At 73.4% G+C, this 21,216-nt stretch carries 18 protein-coding genes, 1 pseudogene and 1 riboswitch; of the genes and pseudogenes, 8 read left to right on the top strand and 11 right to left on the bottom strand.

All coding sequences use genetic code 11. The features are described from left to right. Positions 1–36 precede the first annotated feature (36 nt). On the top strand, positions 37–2,100 hold the full coding sequence (locus ACZ4QV_RS18325; protein ID WP_467763121.1) for a tetratricopeptide repeat protein: 2,064 nt from the start codon (positions 37–39) through the stop codon (positions 2,098–2,100). Here the strand turns inward: ACZ4QV_RS18325 and ACZ4QV_RS18320 are convergent. From ACZ4QV_RS18320 to ACZ4QV_RS18310, 3 genes are all read right to left on the bottom strand, one after another. Continuing rightward, positions 2,078–2,794 (bottom strand): hypothetical protein, encoded by a 717-nt coding sequence (locus ACZ4QV_RS18320; RefSeq protein ID WP_361617250.1) that lies wholly within the window; start codon positions 2,792–2,794, stop codon positions 2,078–2,080. The two genes, ACZ4QV_RS18325 and ACZ4QV_RS18320, sit on opposite strands and share 23 nt — an antisense overlap. Continuing rightward, positions 2,791–4,041: a hypothetical protein gene (locus ACZ4QV_RS18315; protein WP_467763120.1), complete on the bottom strand. Its 1,251-nt coding sequence runs from the start codon at positions 4,039–4,041 to the stop codon at positions 2,791–2,793. The genes ACZ4QV_RS18320 and ACZ4QV_RS18315 overlap by 4 nt, the downstream gene beginning before the upstream one ends. Before the next feature lie 615 nt (positions 4,042–4,656). Beyond that, positions 4,657–4,890, bottom strand: coding sequence for a hypothetical protein (locus ACZ4QV_RS18310; RefSeq protein ID WP_361160033.1), 234 nt, complete (start codon positions 4,888–4,890; stop codon positions 4,657–4,659). A 294-nt stretch (positions 4,891–5,184) separates the two neighbouring features. On the opposite strand from ACZ4QV_RS18310, the gene cbiE reads away from it, so the two are divergent. From cbiE to ACZ4QV_RS18295, 3 genes are all read left to right on the top strand, one after another. Then, complete coding sequence (cbiE, locus tag ACZ4QV_RS18305) at positions 5,185–6,660, top strand: precorrin-6y C5,15-methyltransferase (decarboxylating) subunit CbiE (RefSeq protein WP_361160036.1); 1,476 nt, start codon at positions 5,185–5,187, stop codon at positions 6,658–6,660. Continuing rightward, positions 6,657–7,442, top strand: coding sequence for a precorrin-4 C(11)-methyltransferase (gene cobM / locus ACZ4QV_RS18300; RefSeq protein WP_467763119.1), 786 nt, complete (start codon positions 6,657–6,659; stop codon positions 7,440–7,442). The genes cbiE and cobM overlap by 4 nt, the downstream gene beginning before the upstream one ends. A gap of 154 nt (positions 7,443–7,596) precedes the next feature. After that, positions 7,597–8,157, top strand: coding sequence for an isochorismatase family protein (locus ACZ4QV_RS18295; RefSeq protein WP_467763181.1), 561 nt, complete (start codon positions 7,597–7,599; stop codon positions 8,155–8,157). 32 nt (positions 8,158–8,189) lie between these two features. On the opposite strand, the gene ACZ4QV_RS18290 is transcribed toward ACZ4QV_RS18295, so the two are convergent. After that, entirely contained in the window at positions 8,190–9,380 is a 1,191-nt protein-coding gene (locus ACZ4QV_RS18290; protein ID WP_467763118.1) for a cobalt-precorrin-5B (C(1))-methyltransferase, read from the bottom strand. A gap of 17 nt (positions 9,381–9,397) precedes the next feature. On the opposite strand from ACZ4QV_RS18290, the gene ACZ4QV_RS18285 reads away from it, so the two are divergent. Then, entirely contained in the window at positions 9,398–10,165 is a 768-nt protein-coding gene (locus ACZ4QV_RS18285; protein ID WP_361160044.1) for a cobalt-precorrin-6A reductase, read from the top strand. Between the two features lie 30 nt (positions 10,166–10,195). Here the strand turns inward: ACZ4QV_RS18285 and ACZ4QV_RS18280 are convergent. The 3 genes and pseudogenes from ACZ4QV_RS18280 to ACZ4QV_RS18270 all read right to left on the bottom strand — a co-directional run. Continuing rightward, positions 10,196–10,519: pseudogene (locus ACZ4QV_RS18280) on the bottom strand (MvdC/MvdD family ATP grasp protein); the annotation flags it as partial. 20 nt (positions 10,520–10,539) lie between these two features. Beyond that, positions 10,540–10,752 carry a putative ATP-grasp-modified RiPP gene (locus ACZ4QV_RS18275; RefSeq protein ID WP_467763117.1) on the bottom strand — a complete coding sequence of 71 codons (213 nt, stop codon included), beginning with the start codon at positions 10,750–10,752 and terminating at the stop codon, positions 10,540–10,542. Positions 10,753–10,992: 240 nt separating this feature from the next. After that, positions 10,993–11,220, bottom strand: coding sequence for a hypothetical protein (locus ACZ4QV_RS18270; protein ID WP_361160054.1), 228 nt, complete (start codon positions 11,218–11,220; stop codon positions 10,993–10,995). A gap of 127 nt (positions 11,221–11,347) precedes the next feature. Here ACZ4QV_RS18270 and ACZ4QV_RS18265 point away from each other — a divergent pair, with 127 nt between their 5' ends. Together ACZ4QV_RS18265 and ACZ4QV_RS18260 are read left to right on the top strand one after the other, a co-directional pair. Then, on the top strand, positions 11,348–12,169 hold the full coding sequence (locus tag ACZ4QV_RS18265; protein ID WP_467763116.1) for a helix-turn-helix domain-containing protein: 822 nt from the start codon (positions 11,348–11,350) through the stop codon (positions 12,167–12,169). Beyond that, complete coding sequence (locus ACZ4QV_RS18260) at positions 12,166–12,378, top strand: DUF397 domain-containing protein (protein ID WP_361581054.1); 213 nt, start codon at positions 12,166–12,168, stop codon at positions 12,376–12,378. The genes ACZ4QV_RS18265 and ACZ4QV_RS18260 overlap by 4 nt, the downstream gene beginning before the upstream one ends. Positions 12,379–12,624: 246 nt before the next feature. Here ACZ4QV_RS18260 and ACZ4QV_RS18255 read toward each other — a convergent pair whose 3' ends face one another. The 4 genes from ACZ4QV_RS18255 to cobG form a co-directional block, all read right to left on the bottom strand. Beyond that, positions 12,625–13,122, bottom strand: coding sequence for a hypothetical protein (locus tag ACZ4QV_RS18255; protein WP_361581057.1), 498 nt, complete (start codon positions 13,120–13,122; stop codon positions 12,625–12,627). A gap of 208 nt (positions 13,123–13,330) precedes the next feature. Beyond that, positions 13,331–14,869: a precorrin-2 C(20)-methyltransferase gene (locus ACZ4QV_RS18250; RefSeq protein WP_361160064.1), complete on the bottom strand. Its 1,539-nt coding sequence runs from the start codon at positions 14,867–14,869 to the stop codon at positions 13,331–13,333. Further along, the gene (locus ACZ4QV_RS18245) at positions 14,866–15,498 is read right to left on the bottom strand and encodes a precorrin-8X methylmutase (RefSeq protein ID WP_361160067.1); all 633 of its coding nucleotides are present in this window, start codon (positions 15,496–15,498) and stop codon (positions 14,866–14,868) included. Before ACZ4QV_RS18245 ends, ACZ4QV_RS18250 begins: the two co-directional genes overlap by 4 nt. Before the next feature lie 55 nt (positions 15,499–15,553). Next, the gene (cobG, locus tag ACZ4QV_RS18240; RefSeq protein ID WP_361639983.1) at positions 15,554–17,194 is read right to left on the bottom strand and encodes a precorrin-3B synthase; all 1,641 of its coding nucleotides are present in this window, start codon (positions 17,192–17,194) and stop codon (positions 15,554–15,556) included. A gap of 117 nt (positions 17,195–17,311) precedes the next feature. Next, a riboswitch (cobalamin riboswitch) is annotated at positions 17,312–17,384 on the top strand. A 55-nt stretch (positions 17,385–17,439) separates the two neighbouring features. Here cobG and cobN point away from each other — a divergent pair. Next, complete coding sequence (gene cobN, locus ACZ4QV_RS18235; protein WP_361160072.1) at positions 17,440–21,111, top strand: cobaltochelatase subunit CobN; 3,672 nt, start codon at positions 17,440–17,442, stop codon at positions 21,109–21,111. Positions 21,112–21,216 lie beyond the last annotated feature (105 nt).

Raw genomic sequence — 21,216 nt, 5'->3', positions numbered from 1 at the left:
GCCGCGCGGCTTCCCGTTCCGCGCCAGCTTCTGTCCGTGACGCCGCATTTCACCGACCGGGAAAATGATCTGTCGGCACTGGCGGATCTCCACGGAAGATTTCCCGAGCTGTCCACCCCGTTGATCGTCGTCAGCGGGCCCGCCGGAATCGGCAAGACGGCCCTGGTGTCCCGATGGCTGCGCGGGATGACCGAGCGATTTCCCGACGGCCAGTTGTACGCCGATCTCCGCGGCCACTCGGACACCGGGCCGGCCGCTCCGGGCGACGTCATGAGCCAGTTCCTGCGCGCGCTGGGCGTCGGGGAGGTGCCTCGCGGCCTGGGCGAGCGAGCCGCGCTGTGGCGCTCGGTCACCGCCGGCCTGCACATATCGATCATGCTCGACAACGTCCTGTCCGCCGCCCAGGCACGGGCCCTGCTGCCCGGCGGCCGGCCCAGTCTGACCGTCGTGACCAGCAGATACCGCTTGACCGGGCTGCGCGCCGACGGAGCGCTGTACCACGAACTGGGCCTGCTGGAGCAGGATGCCGCCGTCGAGATTCTTGCCCGGGGGATCGGCGCGGAGCGCGTACGGCGTGAGGGCGGCGCGGTGCACCAGGTCGTGTCCCTGTGCGCCGGTCTGCCCTTGGCGGTGTGCCTGGCGTCCGCCCGGCTCGCCTCCCGCCCCCGGCAGCCGGTGCGCACCATGGTGGAAGCGTTGGAGCAGGACCGAGGACGGTTGGCGGCGCTGGCCGTGGAGGGGGAATTGTCGGTGTACGCGGCGCTGGACGAGTCGTATGCGGTACTGACGCCCGAGGCGGCCCGGCTGTACCGGCGCCTCGCGCTGCTCCCGGCCCGGGAACTGGACGCGCGCCTCGCGGCGGTGGCTCTCGACGTGCCCCTCGGCGAGGCGGAGCGGCTGCTGGACGTGCTGGTCGAGGCCAACCTGGTGGAGGACACGGGCCCGGACGCCTACCGCTTCCACGACCTCGTCCGCCTGCACGCCGAGGAACGCGGCCGGGCGGAAGAGAGCCCGGCAGCCCGGGAAGAAACGCTTCGGCGCGTGGGTGACTGGCACCTGCGCACCGCGTCAGCAGCACAGGCGCTGCTCTCTCCCATACAGTTCACCCTCGGTCGCACGTACGCCTACGAACCGGCCCTTTCCTGCCCCTTCACGGACGAGAGCGGCGCCCTCACCTGGCTGGAGACCCGGCGCGCGGACCTGATGGCGACCGTGCGCACCGCTGACGAGAAGCGGTGGGACAAGCTGGCCTGGCAACTCGTGGACGCGTTATGGCCCATGTTCCACCGGCTGCGCTACTACGACCTCTGGATCGAAGCACACGAGATCGGCCGCCGGGCGGCGCGCCGCGACGGAGACCGTGCGGCGGAACGCCAGATGCTGAACTCCGGTGCCATAGGCCTGAACGCGGCCGGGCGCACCGATGACGCGATCGACTGGTTCACGCAGTCACTGCGGGCCGCCCGCGAGGCGGGCGACACCCGTGACGAGGGGCAGGCGCTGCTCGGCCTCGGCGCCGCGCACCGGGAGGCGGGACGTTTCCGGGAAGCGGCGGACCACCTCCACCGGTCCATCTCGACCTGGCAGGCCGCGGGGTACGAGCGGGGAGTGGCACTGGCGCGGATCATACTGGGCGAGATCGCGCTGGAGGACGCGGAGAGAGAACGTTCCGGCGGCGCGGGCGGCCCGGCCGAGCGAGCGGCGGAACTCTTCTCGCAGGCGTACGAAGCGCTGGTGGCGCTGGACGACCCGTACGACGCCGCGCGGGCGCTCGCCTTCTCCGGACGGGCGAGTGCGCTGACCGGGACGTACGACACGGCGGCGGAGCGTCTCGGCGAGGCGCTGCGGTTCTTCGCCTCCGCGGGGTCCGCCCACTGGCAGGCGCGGGTGTCGGAGATGCTGGGAGCGTGTGCGCGCGAGCACTCCCTCCCGGACACGGCACGTGAACACTGGGAGCGCGCCAGGAATCTGTACGCGTCACAGAGCCCTTCGAACGCCCGGCGCGTAGGGGACCTGCTGGCCGGCCTGGGTGATACGAGCAGGCCGGTGGATCCGGCAGGCCCCCGGGAGGAGCGCCCTACGGACCCGTCAGAAAGCTGACGTGACGCAGCCCGTCCAGGGTGTGCCCCGTGGAGACCAGGCCGTGGAGGCACGACGCGGCCTGCGACCATCTCTCCGGCCCCGCCGCACCCGACCCTTCGGTGAGACGCAGCAGGCATCGGGTGCCGTCGCGGACCGCCACGGCACAGGTGCCGTCCAGAAGGGGCGAGGCCGCGAGCCGGCAGCCGACATGGCGAGCGAGTACGCGGTCGAGCCGAAGCCACGCTTCGCGCCGCTGCCGTGGCCGGCTGTGGACCAGGACGTCCGCGCAGTCGAGCCAGGGCTCTTCGGCGCAGGTGTCGGCGTCGACGGTGAAGTGGTCGTCGGTGCCGAGGAGTGCCTGGTGCGCGGCCGGTGCGGCCGGTGCGGCCGGTGCGGCCGGTCTGGCCGGTACGTCCGGCTGCCCGGTGCGGACGAGCACGGTGCGTACTCCGGTTCGCGTGGTGAGGGTGATGCCGGGTACCGGGGCGGCTCCCGTACGGAAAGCACCGGCGGTCGGCGGCCCGGAGAGCACCCGTACTGAACGGTGCCACCCCCACCGGCCGCCGGATGCCGGTAGCGCGGTGGTACCGGCGGTACCGGCGGTACCGGCCGTGCCCCACGTACCGGCTGTGCCCGGCGTACCGGCCGTGCCCGACGTGCCGGCCGTGCCCGACGTGCCGGCCGTGCCCGACGTGCCCCACGTACCGATCATGCCGTCGCCTCCGTATCCGCACCGGCGTCCGAGGCGCACCAGGAGTCCAGGCGCGGCGGCAGCGGCAGTTGCCGGGTGACCGCCGGGTGCGCGGGCTGCCCCAGGCCCAGGACCCGGTACATCAGCCGCCGCATGTTTCTCGTGAACCGCCCCGGTTCCGAGGTGATCCGGGACGCGATGGCCGCGTACTCCTCGCCCTGGTGCTCCGCGTACTCGGCGGCGGCGTACGCCAGTTGGCTGGTGAGCGAATGGCCAGGAGACAGGGCAGGAGCGGTCCGCGCCAGGGTCGCGGCGGGCGACATGGGGTTGATCTCCCGCTCCGGCGACGAGGCGAGCAGGATCGGGGCGCGGGTCAGTGTTCCGTACAGCGTCACCGACCCGTGGTCCCCGATGATCCAGTCCGCCGCCACCAGGACGGATCGCCAGTCCGCCTCGGGCGGTACGACGGCGATGCCGTGCCGCCGGCACTGCGCCAGCCAGGCCCGTACCTGCCAGGCGCCGTGCCCCGACCAGACGTTGGGATGGATCAGCAGCGCCACCCGCCGGTCCTTGCCGGACAACTCGTTGATGAGGCGGGGGATCAGCGCTTCGATCGCCCCGAAGGACGACAGCGCGCCCCAGGTGGACACCACGGCGACGAGCTTCTGCCCCTTGCGCAGTCCGAGCGCCCGCCGGTAGGCGGGGCGCCGGGGCAGGCTGGCCACGATGCGGTCGTGCACCGGGTCCCCGACCACGGAGGCCACGGGGAGGGCTTCCGGGCACAACTGCGCCAGGCCGTGCAGGTCGTCCCGGTGGGGCAGAACCACGGCGGCGGGCAGGCACCGGCCGTCCGGAACGATGTCCGGGCGCCCCAGGCCGGCCACCCGGGCGTCCGTGCCCTCGATGATGCGCTTGAGGTAGTTGGCCCCGTGCGGCAACGTGATCAGCGGCGCGCTGATCTCACCCAGCCCGCGCGGCCCCGCGGCGAGCGCGAGGTCGTATTCGAGCCGGGCCGCCTTCTCCCAGGGCAGCACCGCGCTGCCGAGCCGGTGGAGGAACGCGGCCACCCCGTCCCCGAACGGGTGCGGAGGGGCGGTGAACAGGACCTGGACCCGCAGGTCGGACTCCAGGAGCGAGAACACTTCCTGGAGGCGTTTGATGTACGTCACCGTGTGGGCGACGACGAGGACGCGTTTGCGGCCGGTGAGGGTCAGCCACTCACGTAACTGGTGTGGTGAATTCTTGTCGAAAGCGCTCAATGCCCCCATGGCATCCCCCTGTCGGATCAAGCCGGCGTGTTCCGGACCGGACACGTCGGCCGGTTGAGGTGGGGATGCCCGCGGCGCGGGACGGAAGCCTTGACCGGTCCTTGAGGAAACCTTGCCCCGGTGGCCGGCCGCGATGGCGGGCCCGCGCAGGGGGCTCACGGGGCTGGTGGGGCGTTGCGGCAGGTGTACTCCTTCATGTCCGCGCGGGGGCGTCGCCACACCTGCACCACCACTGCGCAGACTCCTCGAACAGGAGGGGCCTGTATTGCCGAGAGGGCGGGGCGCAGACGTCCGCCGCCGGCGTGGCCCACGCGTCCGTGGCACGCCGCCGCAACGCGGGTCGGCGGTCTCCGCCCCAGCCGATTCCTCGGTTCGGTTCCTATCCGGGTTCGGGCCGGGCCAGGTCCTGTCCGGGGCCGGTCCGGGCCGGGTCCGGTCCTGCCCGGGGCCGGGCCGGGCTCAGCAGGTTCTACGGGCCCGGAAGCCGCAGCCCGCCGCACCCTTCTTCTCCGGGCCACCCGCCGCTCACCGCTCGCCGCACCGTCGCCGTCCGCCGCACCGTAGCCGTTCGCCGTGCTCTCACGGCTTGCCGCGCCCTCACCGCTCGCCGCGGCCTCACCGTTCCCGGCCCGTGCACCGCAGCGCGGCCGCCAGCCGCCGTGCCACGTCGGGCGCGCAGCGGCCCAGTTCCACCAGCGGCCGTGGTGCGTCGGCCGCCAGCGACGGGCCGTCCAGGCCCAGTGACGGCAGGGTGATGCCCACTCCGGCCAGCGCGGCCTGGAGTTCGTCCAGCGCCGCCTCCGCGTCCGTGATCTTTTCGCCCGCCGTTGCGCGTTCCACTGTGTCCATGATCGCAGCGCCTTCCCTCGGAGCCCGGTTCGCGCGTCACCGAACAGCATCGCTCGGTGAAGCCACGATTACTAGGAGTAGCCAATTATGCGCCCGTGAAACGAATTCGGCGGCGGTTCCGCGGGCATCGCGCGCAGCGGCGGCCGGAGCCCGCCGGTGAGGGCCGTGAGCACCGCCTCTTACTCTGGAAACGCACCGACCGGGTTGTCTGCTCCCGGTTGACTTTCCGCGTCCACCGGACCCCGTCGTGCCGCCCCGTACGGCGGCCGACCCGAAGCCATGAGGTAACCGGCAGTGAGCCCCGCCCCGCCGCCCGCAGCGCCCGCGCCGGGTACGCCCGAACCGTCGTCGGCGGCCCCCGTACCGCGCGTCCCCGGCCCCGCCCGTGTCACCGTCGTCGGAATCGGCGCGGACGGCTGGGACGGGCTGCCGGCCGCCTCACAAGAGGTGCTGCGGGGCGCGGGGGCGCTCGTCGGGGGCGCACGGCAGCTCGCCCTGTTGCCCGCGGAGTGCGCGGGCGAGCGGGTTCCGTGGCCGTCGCCGCTGCGGCCCGCCGTACCGGGGTTGCTCGCCGCGCACGCCGGGCGCGAGGTGTGCGTCCTGGCCAGCGGCGACCCGATGTTCCACGGCATCGGGCGGACGCTCACCGAAGTGCTCGCCGAGGCGGGTGCCGCGCCGCCGCGTGTGCTGCCGCACCCGTCCTCCGTCTCGTACGCGTGCGCCCGGCTCGGCTGGCCCGTCGAGGACACCGAGGTCGTCACCCTCGTCGGCCGCCCCCTCGCGGGCCTGGCGGCCGCCCTGCACGACGGTCGCCGGCTGCTCGTCCTCTCCGCGGGCGCCGAGACTCCCGCGCAGGTCGCCGGGCTGCTGCGGGAGCACGGTTTCGGGCCGACCCGGATGCGCGTACTGGAACAGCTCGGTGGCCCGCGCGAACGGCAGGCCGAGGTCACGGCCGCGGACTGGCCGCCCCCGCCCGCCACCGACGCCACCGACCCGACCCCCACGGGCCATCCGCTCCACGCGATCGACCCGCTCAACGTCATCGCCCTGGACTGCTCCCGCGCCCCCGAAGCCCTCCGCCTCTCCGCCGCCCCCGGTCTGCCGGACGACGCGTACGAGCACGACGGCCAGCTGACCAAGCGCCATGTACGCGCCGCCACCCTCGCCGCGCTGGCCCCCGCCCCCGGCGAACTGCTGTGGGACGTCGGCGGCGGCTCCGGCTCCATCGGCATCGAGTGGATGCGTACGCACCGCACCTGCCGCGCCGTCGCCGTCGAGCGGGACGCCGTACGGGCCGGACGCATCGCCCGCAACGCGGACGCGCTCGGCGTACCGGCACTGCGCGTGGTCACCGGCCCCGCGCCCGAAGCGCTCGCCGGACTCCCGGCCCCGCACGCCGTGTTCATCGGCGGCGGCCTCACCGCCCCCGGCCTCCTGGAGGCATGCTGGGCGGCGCTGCCGCCGGGCGGCCGGCTGGTGGCCAACACCGTCACGCTGGAGTCCGAGGCGCTGCTCGCCGACTGGTACCGGCGGCACGGCGGCGACCTCGTACGGCTCGCGGTCGCGCACGCCGTACCGGTGGGCGGCTTCACCGGCTGGCGGCAGGCGATGCCGGTCACGCAGTGGTCGGTGACGAAGCCCGCGACGCCCTCACCTACCGCACCTTCCGTCCCCTCCGCCGCGACGGCCCCCTCCGGCACCACAGCCCCCTTTGCCACCACCGACCCCATCGCCCCCTCCGACCCCACCGCCTCAGGAGACGCACAGTGACCGTCCACTTCATCGGCGCCGGACCGGGCGCGGCCGACCTGATCACGCTGCGCGGCGCCCGCGTCCTGGCGCGCTGCGAGGTCTGCCTGTACGCGGGCAGTCTGGTGCCGCGCGAACTGCTGGACGAGTGCCCGCCCGGCGCCCGCCTGGTCGACACCGCGAACCTGGACCTCGACCGGATCACCGCCGAACTGGTCAGCGCCCACGAGGCCGGCCAGGACGTCGCCCGGCTGCACTCCGGCGACCCGTCCGTCTTCAGCGCCGTGGCCGAGCAGATGCGCCGCCTGGACGCGGCGGGCGTGCCGTACGAGGTCGTCCCCGGCGTTCCGGCGTTCGCCGCCGCGGCGGCCGCCCTCAAACGCGAACTGACCGTCCCCACCGTCGGCCAGACCGTCATCCTCACCCGTATCGCCCAGCAGGCCACCCCCATGCCCGAGGGCGAGGACCTGGCGACCCTGGGCCGCAGCGGCGCCCTCCTGGTCCTGCACCTCGCGGCCCGTTACGTGGACCGGGTCGTCGGCGAACTCCTGCCGCACTACGGCGCCGACTGCCCCGCCGCGGTCGTCGCGATGGCCTCCCGCCCCGACGAACTGGTGCTGCGCGGCACGCTCGCCGACATCGCGGACCAGGTGAAGGCGGCGGGTGTGGTCCGTACGGCGGTCATCATGGTCGGCCGCACGCTGGGCGCCTCGCAGTTCCGCGACAGCCACCTGTACTCGACGGAGCGGGAACGGGGATGCGCGGCGGAGTCCGGCCAACTCCGCGACGCGCAGGCCGGATAACCGGTTGATCGGGTACGGCGGCCTCAGCAGAATCGACCGGATGAACGCGATGCCGCAGCCCGAGCCCGTCGAAGCCCTGGCCGAGTCCGACAAGACCCCGCACGAGTCCGACAAGCCCCTGCCCGAGCCTGTCGAAGCGCTGATCGTCGTCGACATGCAGTCGGCCTTCTTCGCCGGCGAGGGCGCGGCACCGCACGCGGCGGCCGTCCAGGCGCGCGCCGAGGACCTGGTCGACCGGGCGCGGGCGGCCGGCGCGCTCATCGTCCACCTCCAGAACGACGGTGCGCCCGGTATGTCCGACGAGACGGGCACCCGGGGCTGGGAGCTGCACCTGAACGTCGAGCCCGGCCCGCGCGAGGTCGTGCTCCGCAAGACGCAGGACGACGGTTTCGCCGGGACGCCGCTGGGCGAGCTGCTCACCGAGTCCGGCGTACGGTCCCTCGTCGTCTGCGGCGTGATGTCCGAGATGTGCGTGCTGGCGACCTCGCGGTCCGCCCTGGAGCGCGAGTACCGCGTCGTCCTGCCGCACGACGCGCACGGCACGTACGACGTACCGCCCGCGCCGGGCGAGACGGAGGGAGTCCCGGCGGCGATGGCCTCGCGGGTCGCGGAGTGGGCCCTCGGTGACGAGGTCGAAATCATCGCGTACGCGAAGGATGTGCCGTTCCAAGCGCCGCCCGCGCCGCCCGCACCGCCGGGCCCGGCCGCCGCATAACGGAACGCGGGCGTACGCCAGGCCCGCGCCTGTCACTCCCCGTCCCGCGGCCCCCGGGGTCCGACCCGTCCCACCACGTTCCCCGCCCGGTCGATGCAGATCACATCCACCGCGACCGGCGCGCCTCGCAGGACCGCCAGCGCCTCGTCGCGGGCCGTCCTGGCGACCAGGTCACCGAGCGGTACGCCGCGCGCCGCGCACAACTGGAGCGCGGCCAGCCCCGTATTGGCCACGGCGACCTCGCCCGTCAGCTCCGCGTCCGCACCGCCCTGCCGCGCCAGCTCGGCGAGAAACCCCTTGTCCACCTGCGACCGCGCCGAGTGCAGGTCCAGGTGCCCCGCCGCCAGCTTCGACAGCTTCGCGAACCCGCCGCACACGGTCAGCCTGGGCACGGGATGCCGCCGTACGTACTTCAGCACCGCGCCCGCGAAGTCGCCCATGTCCAGCAGCGCGTCCTCGGGCAGGCCGTGCTCGGCGACGACGACCTTCTCCGAGGTCGAACCGGTGCACCCGGCCACATGCGTACGCCCCGCCGCACGCGCCACATCCACACCCCGCCGGATCGAGTCGATCCACGCCGAGCACGAGTACGGCACCACGATCCCGGTAGTCCCCAGGATCGACAGTCCTCCCAAGATCCCCAGCCGCGGGTTCCACGTACTGCGCGCGATCTCCTCACCATGATCGACCGACAGCTCGACCTCGACGTCCGCACTGCCCCCGTACCGCCGCGCGACCTCCGCGACGTGCTCCCGCATCATCTGCCGCGGCACGGGATTGACCGCCGGTTCGCCCACGTCCAGCGGCAGCCCGGGGCGGGTGACCGTACCCACCCCCGGCCCGGCCTTGAACACCACGCCGCTGCCCGCCGGAAGCCGGCGCACGGTGGCCCGGATCAGCGCCCCGTGCGTCACGTCGGGATCGTCTCCCGCGTCCTTGACCACGGCCGCCATGGCCGTGGCGCGGTCCGCGGGCAGCTCCTCGGCGGCCAGCGCGAACGCGGGTGTCTGCCCCTTCGGCAGGGTGATCGTCACCGGGTCCGGGAAGTCCCCGGTCAGCAGCGCCGTGTACGCGGCGGTCGTCGCCGCGGTCGCACAGGCCCCGGTCGTCCAGCCGTGCCGCAGCCCGGTGTGCGCGAGCTGCGCCGTACGGCCGCCGGCACCGCTTCCCGCGTCTCCCGTACTGTTCCCCTCCGAACCCGGAACCGCACCCGTCTCAGCCATGGAGAATGCCGCCCGCCATGACCGGTCCCGCCGCACCTGCGCGTGTTCCCCACGTCCTGATCCTCGGCGGCACGACCGAGGCCCGCCGGCTGGCCGCCGAACTGGCGGACGGGCACCCCGGCCTGCGCGTCACCACATCCCTGGCCGGCCGGGTGGCCGCGCCCCGGCTCCCGGCCGGAGAGGTGCGCATCGGCGGTTTCGGAGGCCCGGACGGCCTCGCACACTGGCTGCGCGAGCACGCGGTGGACGCGCTCATCGACGCCACCCATCCCTTCGCCGGCACGATCAGTTTCAACGCGGCGCAGGCGGCCGCCTCCGCCCATGTTCCCCTGCTCGCCCTCCGCAGGCCCGGCTGGGTCCCCGGTCCGGGCGACGACTGGCACCCGGCCGCCTCCCTCGAAGAGGCCGCCGCCACTCTCCCCGCCCTCGGCCACCGCGTCTTCCTCACCACCGGCCGCATGGGCCTCGCCACCTTCGCCCACCTCACCGACCTCTGGTTCCTCGTCCGCTCCGTGGACGCCCCCGAGCCCCCGTTCCCGCCCCGGATGGAGACCCTCCTCGACCGCGGCCCCTTCACCCTCGAAGGCGAACGCGCCCTGCTCCGCGAGCACCGCATCGACGTCCTGGTGACGAAGGACAGCGGCGCGACAGCCACCGCCCCGAAGCTGGCGGCGGCGCGGGAGGCGGGGGTACCGGTGGTGGTCGTACAGAGGCCGGCGGTCCCGCCCGGTGTACCGGTCGTCGAGGCTCCGGGGCAGGCGGTCGACTGGCTGCTGGCGCTGTGACCGCGAGGTGTTGCGCCACGGGTGATTCACGTAGTGCGCACCCGGTAGCGCGGCCAGCACTCCGCCAAGGCCGTACCGGGCCTGTTCCACGCACCACCGAGCATCCTGCTCCGCGAGGAGCGGCGGAGGCGGGCAGGAGGTGGGCCGCCGCCAGGAGACGGCCCGTACCTCAGAGAGGGACACGTTCCTGGTCGCTGTACGGATGGTCCCCGTGAGACCGTCCTCGCCGAGGTGGGCATTGAGGGCGACCTCGGTGGGGAAATCGCCCGGGTCCAAGCGGACGACCGGGACCGCGCGCCGGTACAGCTCGGTCGTCACCACGTCTGCCGTCGCGTCGTCCGGCCTGGTGACCACCAGGACGGGTGGCTGACCGGTCAATCGGTGTCGCCTTCCTGGTCACTGCCCTGGTCGGCGTTGCCGTCCGGGTTGGTCAGCACCGCCGTCCCGGAAGATGTTTCCGATCGCCTGTGCCGCTCCAGCGTGGACAGTTCGCTCCCGTCCGGGTGCTGCCACCGGGCGGTTCGGCTCTCGGGGGCGAGTACGGCCCGGGCGGGGGCAAGGGTGGATGCCTTGGGGAAGGGCCGCATCCGTGTCGAACCCCAGGGCTTCGGTGCGGGGACTGCCGTCGCTTCGCGCATTCTTGTCCGAGGGGCAATGTTCAGGCTCCTGGCTGGATTATGGCGCGCGGAGCCGCGTTTCACCGGGCCATGACGCACTCCAACGGTTGGCTTCCCGGACACGTGCCTCCAGGGCCTCGCGGCGGATGGGCAGGCCCGGGGGCGGAGGCGGCTCTGACGGCCGCTCCGGAGGTCGCGGCTGTTCGGCGGTCACGTGGAGCACGTCCGGAGTACGGCGGCGAGGCGGCGGGCCACCTCGGGGGTGCAGCGGCCGAGGGTGACGAGCGGGCGGGCGATGTCGCCGGTGAGGGAGGCGGCGTCCAGGCTCAGGGTGGGCAGTTTGACGCCGACTGCGGTGAGGGCGGTACGGAGTTCGTCGCGCGCTTCCTCGGCGTTTTTGATCGGGTTCGTGGTTCGGGTGGGCGTATTCGTAGCCACGTGTTTCTGCCTTTGAGTGGACGATGGAGTTCGTGGGCACCTTGTGTCCATCCATGGTTACCCTCCGGACAAGCCGCAGGTAGGGGGGCGCTGTTGTCACCCCTGAAGGGGCAACAGAGGAGGCCGCATGGCTACGGAGGGTGCCGGAGCAGAGGAGTCGGCGCGTGAGGTGCTCGCGCGTGAGTCGAGCCGTTTGCGGGACGCATCCGGGATGTCGCTGGCTCAGCTCGCTGAGGAAACCAGGTACGACCGTACGTACTTGAACCGCCTGGAAAACGGCGAGCGCCTGTCGCGGCGGGAGGTCATGGAGGCGCTGGACCGGGTCTACGGAACGGGCAAATTGCTTGTTGGGCTGTGGAGGCTCGCACGTCAGGACGCTTTCAAAGACCGCTACAAGTCGTTCATGTGGTACGAGGCGAGGGCCACTGTCATGCACAAGTACATGATGGTGCTGCCTGGCCTGTTGCAGACAGAGGACTACGCCAAGGCGGTTCTCCCGTCGGCCCCGACGCCTCTCTGCGAAGAGGAAGTGGAGGAGGCGGTCGCGACCCGCATCGGCAGGCAGGAAATCCTGTGCCGAGCGACGCCTCCCCATATCCGCGTGATCATCGACGAGTCGGTACTCATGCGGCCGTTGAAAGACGCGGAGATCTGGCAGGCCCAGCTTGCGCATCTCATGGCGTCCGCCGACGTGCCGAACATCGTCTTGCAGGTACTTCCGCTCAGTGCGGGAGTACACGACCTGCTCGGTGGCTCGCTTTCCCTCTTGTGGATGGCGGACGGAAGTGCCGTTGCCTACCTTGAAGGCAACAAGTCGGGGGAACTCATCGAGGACGCGGCAGAGGTGGCGCAGTACCGCCTGTCCTATGAACGGTTGTGGGACTTGGCGCTGGCGCCGTGTGACTCGGTCGCGTACATCAAGCACCTGTTGGAGGGCAGTACGGCATGAGTAGAGGCAACGGCCCGGCGGCGGGGAGGTGGCGTAAGAGCAGCCACAGCAACGGCGGCGACGGCAACTGTGTCGAGGTAGCCGACGCGGTCACCGGTTCGCTGCGCGTACGCGACAGCAAGGACGCAGACGGCCCAACGCTGATATTCACCCACGCCGCGTGGGTTGCCTTCATAGGCGAACTGAAGGGGCGCGACCACCGCTCCTGACTCAGCCCCTCCCCGTCGAGCGCGGACACACCGTCTTCCTTCGAGCCCCTGCCCGTGCCGAAGCTGACAGCGGTGCATGCGGGGGCGCCGGCGTTGGACGCCCGAAAGCCGGCCATATCGGAGGGCGTACCGGTTGTCGGGGCGTCCGAACAGGCGGAGGAGCGGTCGCGCACTACCGCCAAGCGCCCTTGTCGCGGTACGGGCGGGGCTCTCATTGCCGGCCCCGGCCCATCACCGGACCCCTGCTCAGTCCCCCTGCCGCGTCAGCGTGAGCACGTGGCACTCCTTCGGGTCTCCGACCCTGGTGTAGAGCACCGGGCGGTTCTTCTCCTCGCCGGTCCGCAGGGTGTGGATGGTGCTGCGTTCCAGGTCGGCGTCCAGGCGGTCGAAGGTGAGGGTGAGGGTGGTGTGGTCGGTGGAGAGGGACCAGTTGCCCTTGCCGGAGAGGCCGCCTTCGAGGGGGGCGCCGTTGACGGTCTGGTCGAGGGTGGTGTTTTTCGGCCAGTCGAGGGTGACGAAGGTCTGGCCCAGCTTGCCGCCGAGGTCGCTGAGCTTGAGGCGGCCGCCCTTCAGGGAGGTCCAGGCGCCGTGGAGATCGGCGGCACGGTAGCGCGACGAGGGGGCCGGACCGCAGCGTTCGTCCTCGGTGGCGCAGCCGGTGGCTGAGGTTGTCAGCAGGAGTGCCGTGGCGGTGGCTGCGGCGGTGCGTAAGTGCGTGTGCCTGGTTCTGGATGTGCCGGTCATGTGGTGCCGCCCCCGCCTGCGTGTTCCGGTGTGTCGTCCGCCGGGTGGGCGGGACCGCGCCGAGGGTAGGTGATCGGGGGTGGCACGGCCCGGTGGTGGCTGAATTCGCCTGCTGAGTGGGGACCTTGTGGCGGGTATTCGACCGGGAGAAGGGATACGGGGCGGTACGGCCGGGCCGGGGTGTGCGCCCGGTCCGGCCGTCACGCGGCTACTTCTCCGGGTAGCGCCGTGGCGTCCAGACCGTGTCCCGGTCGGTGTTGTCCCGCCGTACCGATTCCGTCTGGGAGGAGCCGATGAGGAGGATGGTGCGCATGTCGACCTCCTCCGGGGCGAGGTCGGCCAGGGGGACCACACGGACGGATTCGGTCGGGCCGCCGACGTCGCGGGCCATGACCACCGGGGTGTCGGGGGCGCGGTGTTCCAGGAGGAGTTCGCGGGCCTTGGCGACCTGCCAGGTGCGGGTGCGGGAGCCGGGGTTGTACAGGGCCAGTGCCAGGTCGGCGGAGGCGGCCGCGTGGAGGCGGTCGGCGATGACCTCCCAGGGCTTGAGGCGGTCGGAGAGGGAGATGACCGCGTAGTCGTGGCCGAGGGGCGCGCCGGCGCGGGCGGCGGCAGCGTTGGCTGCGGTGACGCCGGGGAGGACGTGTACGGGGATGGCGCGGTAAGGCTCCTGGGCGGCTACTTCGAGGACGGCGGTGGCCATCGCGAAGATGCCGGGATCACCGCCGGAGACGACCGCGACCCGGCGGCCGCGGCGGGCCAGGTCCAAGGCGAGTTCGGCGCGTTCGGACTCGACCTTGTTGTCGGAGGCGTGGCGCTCCTGCCCGGGGCGTACGGGGACGCGGTCCAGGTAGGTGGTGTAGCCGACGAGGTCGGTGGCGGAGGCGAGGGCGCCGCGCGATTCGGGGGTGAGCCAGCGGGGGCCTGCCGGGCCGGTGCCGACGACCACGACCGAGCCGGAGACGGGGGCGGGGGGCGGGGTGGCGATGCGGCTGGGGACGACGGCGACGGAGAAGTAGGGGACGGTGGACGGGTCCACGTCCGAGAGGGGCGCCGTGCGTTCGCCGGGCATCGTGGCGCGTTCGACGTAGTCGGCCTCCGGGAGGCGGCCGGAGTCGGTCAGGGCCTGGTGCACGGAGGGGAAGGTGCGGCCGAGCTTCATGACGACGGCGGCGTCGGTGGCGGCGAGACGGGCGGTCAGTTCCTCGGCGGGCAGGGTGCCGGGGAGGATGGTGAGGACCTCGTCCGCCTCGCACAGGGGCTTGCCGAGGCGGGCCGCGGCGGCGCTCACGGAGGTGACGCCGGGGATGACCTCGGTCTCGTACCGGTCGGCCAGACGCTGGTGCATGTGCTGGTACGAGCCGTAGAAGAGGGGGTCGCCCTCGGCGAGTACGGCGACCGTGCGGCCCGCGTCGAGGTGGGCGGCGAGGCGGGCGGCGGCCTCGGTGTAGAAGTCGTTGAGGGCGCCCCGGTAGCCGTCGGGGTGGTCCGTGGACTCGGTGGTGACCGGGTAGACCAGGGGTTCTTCGTGGTGGTCCGGGCGGATGTGGCGCTCGGCGATGGAACGGGCGATCGAGCGGCCGTGCCGGGCGCTGTGGTACGCGATCACGTCGGCGGAGGAGATGACCTCGACGGCGCGCAGCGTCATGAGGGAAGGGTCGCCGGGGCCGAGGCCGACTCCGTACAGGCGGCCCGGGGCAGGGGCGGACGGCTCGGCCGTGTGGCCTGCGGTGTGCTGCTCGGTCACTCTTCCACGCTCGCTATCGCGTTGATCGCTGCCGCGGCCATGGCGCTGCCGCCGCGCCGGCCGCGTACCACCAGGTGTTCCAGGCCCGCGGGGTGCTGGGCCAGCGCGTCCTTGGACTCGGCCGCGCCGATGAAGCCGACCGGGATGCCGATGACGGCGGCCGGGCGGGGCGCGCCCTCCTCGATCATCTCCAGGAGTCGGAAGAGGGCGGTGGGGGCGTTGCCGACGGCGACCACCGCGCCGTCCAGGCGGTCGCGCCACAGTTCGAGGGCGGCGGCGCTGCGGGTGGTGCCCATGCGCTTGGCCAGGTCCGGTACGGACGGGTCGGCGAGGGTGCAGAGCACCTCGTTGTCCGCGGGCAGCCGCTTGCGGGTGACGCCGCTGGCGACCATGTTGGCGTCGCAGAGGACGGGGGCGCCGCCGCGCAGGGCCTCGCTCGCGTGGGCGACGACCTTCGGGGAGTACACCAGGTCGCGTACGAGGTCGGTCATGCCGCAGGCGTGGATCATGCGGACGGCGACCCGGCTGACGTCGTCGGGCAGGTCCGCGAGGTCCGCCTCGGCGCGGATGGTGGCGAAGGACTGGCGGTAGATCTCCGCGCCGTCCTTCTCGTAGTCGAACTCGCTCACTGTGTTTCGTTGCCCTCGGTCATGTCATCGGTCAGGTCAGGTGTGCGGGGGGCCGTCATGGCGTGGTGCGGCCGGCCGCGCGGGCCGACGCGACGGCGTCGGCGAGGCGGCCGGGTTCGGTCAGGGGGACGGTGGCCGTGGCGGGCGCCGCGTGCCGGGTGCCCCGTACGGACACCTCGTAGGCGTCGCCGGTGGCGACGACATCGACCCACGCGCCGTGCGGGTGGCCGCAGCGGCGTGCGCAGCCCGACCAGTGGACGGGCAGGAGGCCGGTGCCGCCTGTCCGGTGCGGGGCGGTGCCGTCCTCGCGCGGGCCGGTGTCTTCCCGGCGTGCGCCGGTGCCGTCCCCGGGCGGGCCGCCGGTGCCGTCCGTACGCAGGCCGGTCACGGCGTCCGTCCGTACGTCGGACAGGGACTTGGCGCAGCCGGGGCGGCCGGTGCAGGCGCCGAGTCCGTACCAGGGGGAGGCCGGGTCGGTGACCAGGCCGGCCGTGGCCAGTGCGCGCAGCCGGGGGCCGGCCGCCTCGGGGGAGAGGCCGGGCAGGACCACGCCGCGCCAGGGTGTCATACGGAGTTCGCCGTGGCCGTCCTGGGCCGCCACGTCCGCCAGCCGCCGTAGCTGGGCGGTGGTGAGGCGGCCGAGGGGGGCGAGGAGGGAGAGGGCGGCCCGGGTGCCGTCGGGGGCGGTGAAGATGCCGGGACGGGGCGGGCGGGGCGCGGTGGGCGCGGGGGCCGCGGTCGTCTCGTACGGCTGCGGGAGGCGGGTACGGAGCAGGGCGCGTACGGCGGCGGCGTCGTGCCCCGGCGGGAGTTCGCGGACCCGCCAGGAGCCGTTGCCGGCCTCGTGGGCCACGGAGAGAAAGACTTCTGCGGCGGTGCGGGCCGCGCGGGTGGCCTCACTGCCGGGGAGGCGCAGGGCCGCGGAGTCGTCGCCGACGCGCAGCAGCGCCGTGCCACCGGGTTCTGCGACCAACGTCACATCGCCGCCGAGCGCGGCCACGTCGCCGCGGCCGTCGTCCAGCGCGAAGAGGAAGCGGCCGGAGAGGGCGGGGGCCGTGTCGCTCGCGCACAGCAGGCGGTCCAGCTCACGGGCCCACTCCTGGACGGCGGCGCCGCCGTCGGCGCCCTGCCCGTCCAGGCCCGCGAGCGGCGAGGCGACGATGTTGCGGATGCGTTCGTGCTGGTCGGAGGGGAGGAGGCCGGCAGCGCGCAGCAGGTCAGCGAGCGGCGCGGCGCAGCCGTCGCCCAGGCCGCGCAGCTCCACGTTGCCGCGGGAGGTGAGGGAGAGGTGGCCGTCGCCGAGGCGGTCGGCGGCGTCGGCGAGGGCGCGTGCCTGAGCGGGGGTCAGGAGCCCGGCAGGGAGACGGAGTCGGGCCAGGGAGCCGTCGGCGGCGGAGTGCAGCCGCAGCGCTCCGGGGCAGGCGTCCCCGCGGTCCCGTACGAGGGGGTCTTCACGGCCCCGTACGCGGGCGGTGCCCCGGTCCTGGGTGCGGGCGGGTCCGCTGTCCTGCGCGAGGGCGTCTTCACGGGCCGGTACGCGGGCGTCCGCGTGCTCCGGTCCCCGGGTGTCCGCACGGCCCCGTACGGCGTCCCCGCGGGGCGGTACGGCGTCGCCACGGTCCTGTGCGCAGGCGGCACCGCTGTCCCGTACGAGGGATTCGTCCCGGTGCGGGGGTATCGCGGGGGTGGGCGGCATGGCGGCGAGCATACCGACGATGGTCTGTACGGTCTGCTGCCCGCCGTTCGATCACAGCCTCTACTATGCAGGTCGGTGGGTCAGCTGGCCCATCGGACGCCAGCGACGGCGCCAAGGGAGGAAGCCCGGTGGAAACCCGGCGCGGTCCCGCCACTGTGAGCCCGGCCACCGCGGGGCGAGCCAGGAACTCCCGCCGTCCGTGACACCGCCCGGGGCGCGGACCCCGAGGAAGGCCAGACGCCGCAATGATCCTGCTGCTGTCGACGTCCGACACCGACCTGCTCAGCGCCCGTGCGGCCGCCGGTCCCGTGCCGTACCGGCTCGCCAACCCCGCCCGTCTCGACCTCGCCGAGCTGCCCGCGCTCCTGGACGGCGCCGACCTGGTCGTCGTCCGCCTCCTCGGCGGTCTGCGCGCCTGGCAGGAGGGCCTGGACCAGCTCCTCGCCGCCGGCCGGACCCGGCCCGTCGTGGTGCTCACCGGCGAACAGGCGCCGGACGCGCAGCTCATGGAGGCGTCCACCGTCCCCATCGGCATCGCGGCCGAGGCGCACGCCTACCTGGCGCACGGCGGCCCCGCCAACCTGGAGCAGCTCGCCCGCTTCCTGTCCGACACCGTGCTGCTGACCGGCCACGGCTTCGAGCCGCCGGCCGCCGCGCCCTCCTGGGGCCACCTGGAGCGCTCGAAGCACCTGGCGGCCGAGGCGCGTACCGGCGCGGAGGTCGTGGCCCGTACGGACGACACGGGCGCCGCGACCGGCCCGCTGGTCGCCGTGCTCTACTACCGCGCGCACCACATGAGCGGCAACACCGGCTTCATAGAGTCGCTGTGCGAGCGGATCGAGGAGGCCGGCGGCCGCCCGATGCCGCTGTTCGTCGCCTCGCTGCGGGCGCCCGAGCCGGAGCTGATCGAGGAGCTGCGGGCCGCCGACGCCATCGTGACGACCGTGCTGGCGGCGGGCGGCACCAAGCCCGCCGAGGCGTCGGCCGGCGGTGACGACGAGTCCTGGGACGCGGGCGCGCTGGCCGCGCTGGACGTGCCGATCCTCCAGGCCCTGTGCCTGACCGGGCCGCGCAGCGCCTGGGAGGAGAACGACGAGGGTCTGTCGCCGCTGGACGCCGCCAGCCAGATCGCGGTGCCGGAGTTCGACGGCCGGCTGATCACCGTCCCGTTCTCCTTCAAGGAGACCGACGAGGACGGCCTGCCGGTGTACGTCGCCGACCCCGAGCGCGCCGCCCGGGTCGCCGGCATCGCCGTACGCCACGCCCGGCTGCGCCACGTCGCCCCGGCCGACAAGCGCCTGGCGCTGGTGCTGTCCGCGTACCCGACCAAGCACTCCCGCATCGGCAACGCGGTCGGCCTGGACACCCCGGCGAGCGCGGTGGCGCTGCTGCGGCGCCTCCGCGAAGAGGGCTACGACTACGGGGACGAGCCCGTGCCCGGCCTGGAGTCCGGTGACGGCGACGAGCTGATCTACGCGCTGATCGAGGCCGGCGGCCACGACCAGGAATGGCTCACCGAGGAGCAGCTCGCCCGCAACCCCGTCCGCATCCCCGCCGCCGACTACAAGCGCTGGTACGGCACGCTGCCGAAGGAACTGCGCGAGCAGGTCGAGGAGCACTGGGGCCCGCCGCCCGGCGAGATGTTCGTGGACCGGAGCCGGAACCCGGACGGCGACATCGTGCTGGCGGCGCTGCGCCGCGGCAATCTGCTCATCCTCATCCAGCCGCCGCGCGGCTTCGGCGAGAACCCGATCGCGATCTACCACGACCCCGATCTGCCGCCCTCGCACCACTACCTGGCCGCGTACCGCTGGATCGCCGCCTCCCAGGAGGACGGCGGCTTCGGCGCCGACGCCATGGTCCACCTCGGCAAGCACGGCAACCTGGAGTGGCTGCCCGGCAAGAACGCCGGCCTGTCCGCCGCCTGTGGCCCGGACGCGGCCCTCGGCGACCTGCCGCTGATCTACCCGTTCCTGGTCAACGACCCGGGCGAGGGCACCCAGGCCAAGCGCCGGGTGCACGCCACCCTCGTCGACCACCTGGTGCCGCCGATGGCCCGCGCCGAGTCGTACGGCGACATCGCGCGCCTGGAGCAGTTGCTGGACGAGTACGCGGCGATCTCCGCCATGGACCCGGCCAAGCTGCCCGCCATCCGCGCCCAGATCTGGACGCTGATCCAGGCCGCCAAGCTCCACCACGACCTCGGCCTGGAGGAGCGCCCGGACGACGAGGGCTTCGACGACTTCCTGCTGCACGTCGACGGCTGGCTGTGCGAGGTCAAGGACGCGCAGATCCGCGACGGGCTGCACGTCCTCGGCGGCGCGCCGGCGGGCGAGGCACGCGTCAACCTCGTCCTCGCCATCCTGCGCGCCCGCCAGATCTGGGGCGGCACGTCCTCGCTGCCTGGCCTGCGCGAGGCGCTGGGCCTGGACGAGTCGGCGGCGACCCGGACGACCGCCGACGCGGTCGAGGAGCAGGCCCGCGGCCTGGTGCAGGCCATGGACGACGCGGACTGGGACCCGGCGGCCGTCGAGCGGGTCACCGCCGAGCTGCCCGGTGACCAGCGCGAGCCGGTGGCGGCGATCCTCGCCTTCGCCGCCCGCGAGGTCGTGCCGCGTCTGGCCGCGACCACCGACGAGATCGACCACGCCGTGCACGCGCTGGCCGGCGGCTTCGTCCCGGCGGGCCCGTCCGGCTCGCCGCTGCGCGGCCTGGTCAACGTGCTGCCGACCGGCCGCAACTTCTACTCGGTCGACCCCAAGGCGGTACCCAGCAAGCTGGCCTGGGAGACCGGCCAGGCCCTCGCCGACAGCCTCCTGGAGCGTTACCGCACCGACCACGGCGACTGGCCGACCTCGGTGGGCCTGTCCCTGTGGGGTACGAGCGCGATGCGCACCTCCGGTGACGACGTCGCCGAAGCGCTCGCCCTGCTCGGCATCCGGCCCGTGTGGGACGACGCCTCGCGCCGGGTGACCGGCCTGGAGCCGATCCCGGCAGACGAACTGGGCCGCCCGCGCGTCGATGTGACGCTGCGCATCTCCGGCTTCTTCCGCGACGCGTTCCCGCACGTCATCGGCCTGCTGGACGACGCCGTACGGCTCGCCGCGTCCCTGGACGAGCCCGCCGACGTCAACTACGTGCGCGCGCACGCCCAGGCCGACCTGGCCGCGCACGGCGACGAGCGCCGCGCCACCACCCGTATCTTCGGCTCCCGCCCCGGCACGTACGGCGCGGGTCTGCTCCAGCTCATCGACTCCCGCGACTGGCGCACCGACGCGGACCTCGCCGAGGTCTACACGGTGTGGGGCGGTTACGCGTACGGGCGCGGCCTGGAGGGCTGCCCGGCGCGCGAGGAGATGGAGACCGCGTACAAGCGGATCGCGGTGGCGGCGAAGAACACCGACACCCGCGAGCACGACATCGCCGACTCGGACGACTACTTCCAGTACCACGGCGGCATGGTCGCGACGGTGCGCGCGCTCAAGGGCACCGCGCCCGAGGCGTACATCGGCGACTCGACGCGCCCGGAGACGGTCCGCACCCGCACGCTGGTCGAGGAGACCTCCCGGGTCTTTCGCGCCCGCGTGGTCAACCCGCGCTGGATCGAGGCGATGCGCCGCCACGGCTACAAGGGCGCCTTCGAGCTGGCCGCGACCGTCGACTACCTGTTCGGGTACGACGCCACGACCGGCGTCGTCGCCGACTGGATGTACGACAAGCTCGCCCAGACGTACGTCCTGGACCCGGAGAACCGCGCGTTCCTCCAGGAGGCCAACCCCTGGGCCCTGCACGGCATCGCGGAACGCCTCCTGGAGGCGGAGTCGCGCGGCATGTGGGCCGAGCCGGACAAGGAGACGCTGACGGCGCTCCGGGAGGCGTTCCTGGAGACCGAGGGCGACCTGGAGGAGAAGAGCTGACGGGTTCCCGGACACGGACTGACGCCGGAGCGCCGGGCGGGCTGACCACTCAGCCCGCCCGGCGCTCCGGCGTCTGCGCGACGCTGACGTACGTCGCAGAGGGGC

Source organism: Streptomyces sp. NPDC026394, assembly GCF_055567735.1.
This window is presented reverse-complemented; position numbering and strand designations above follow the sequence as displayed.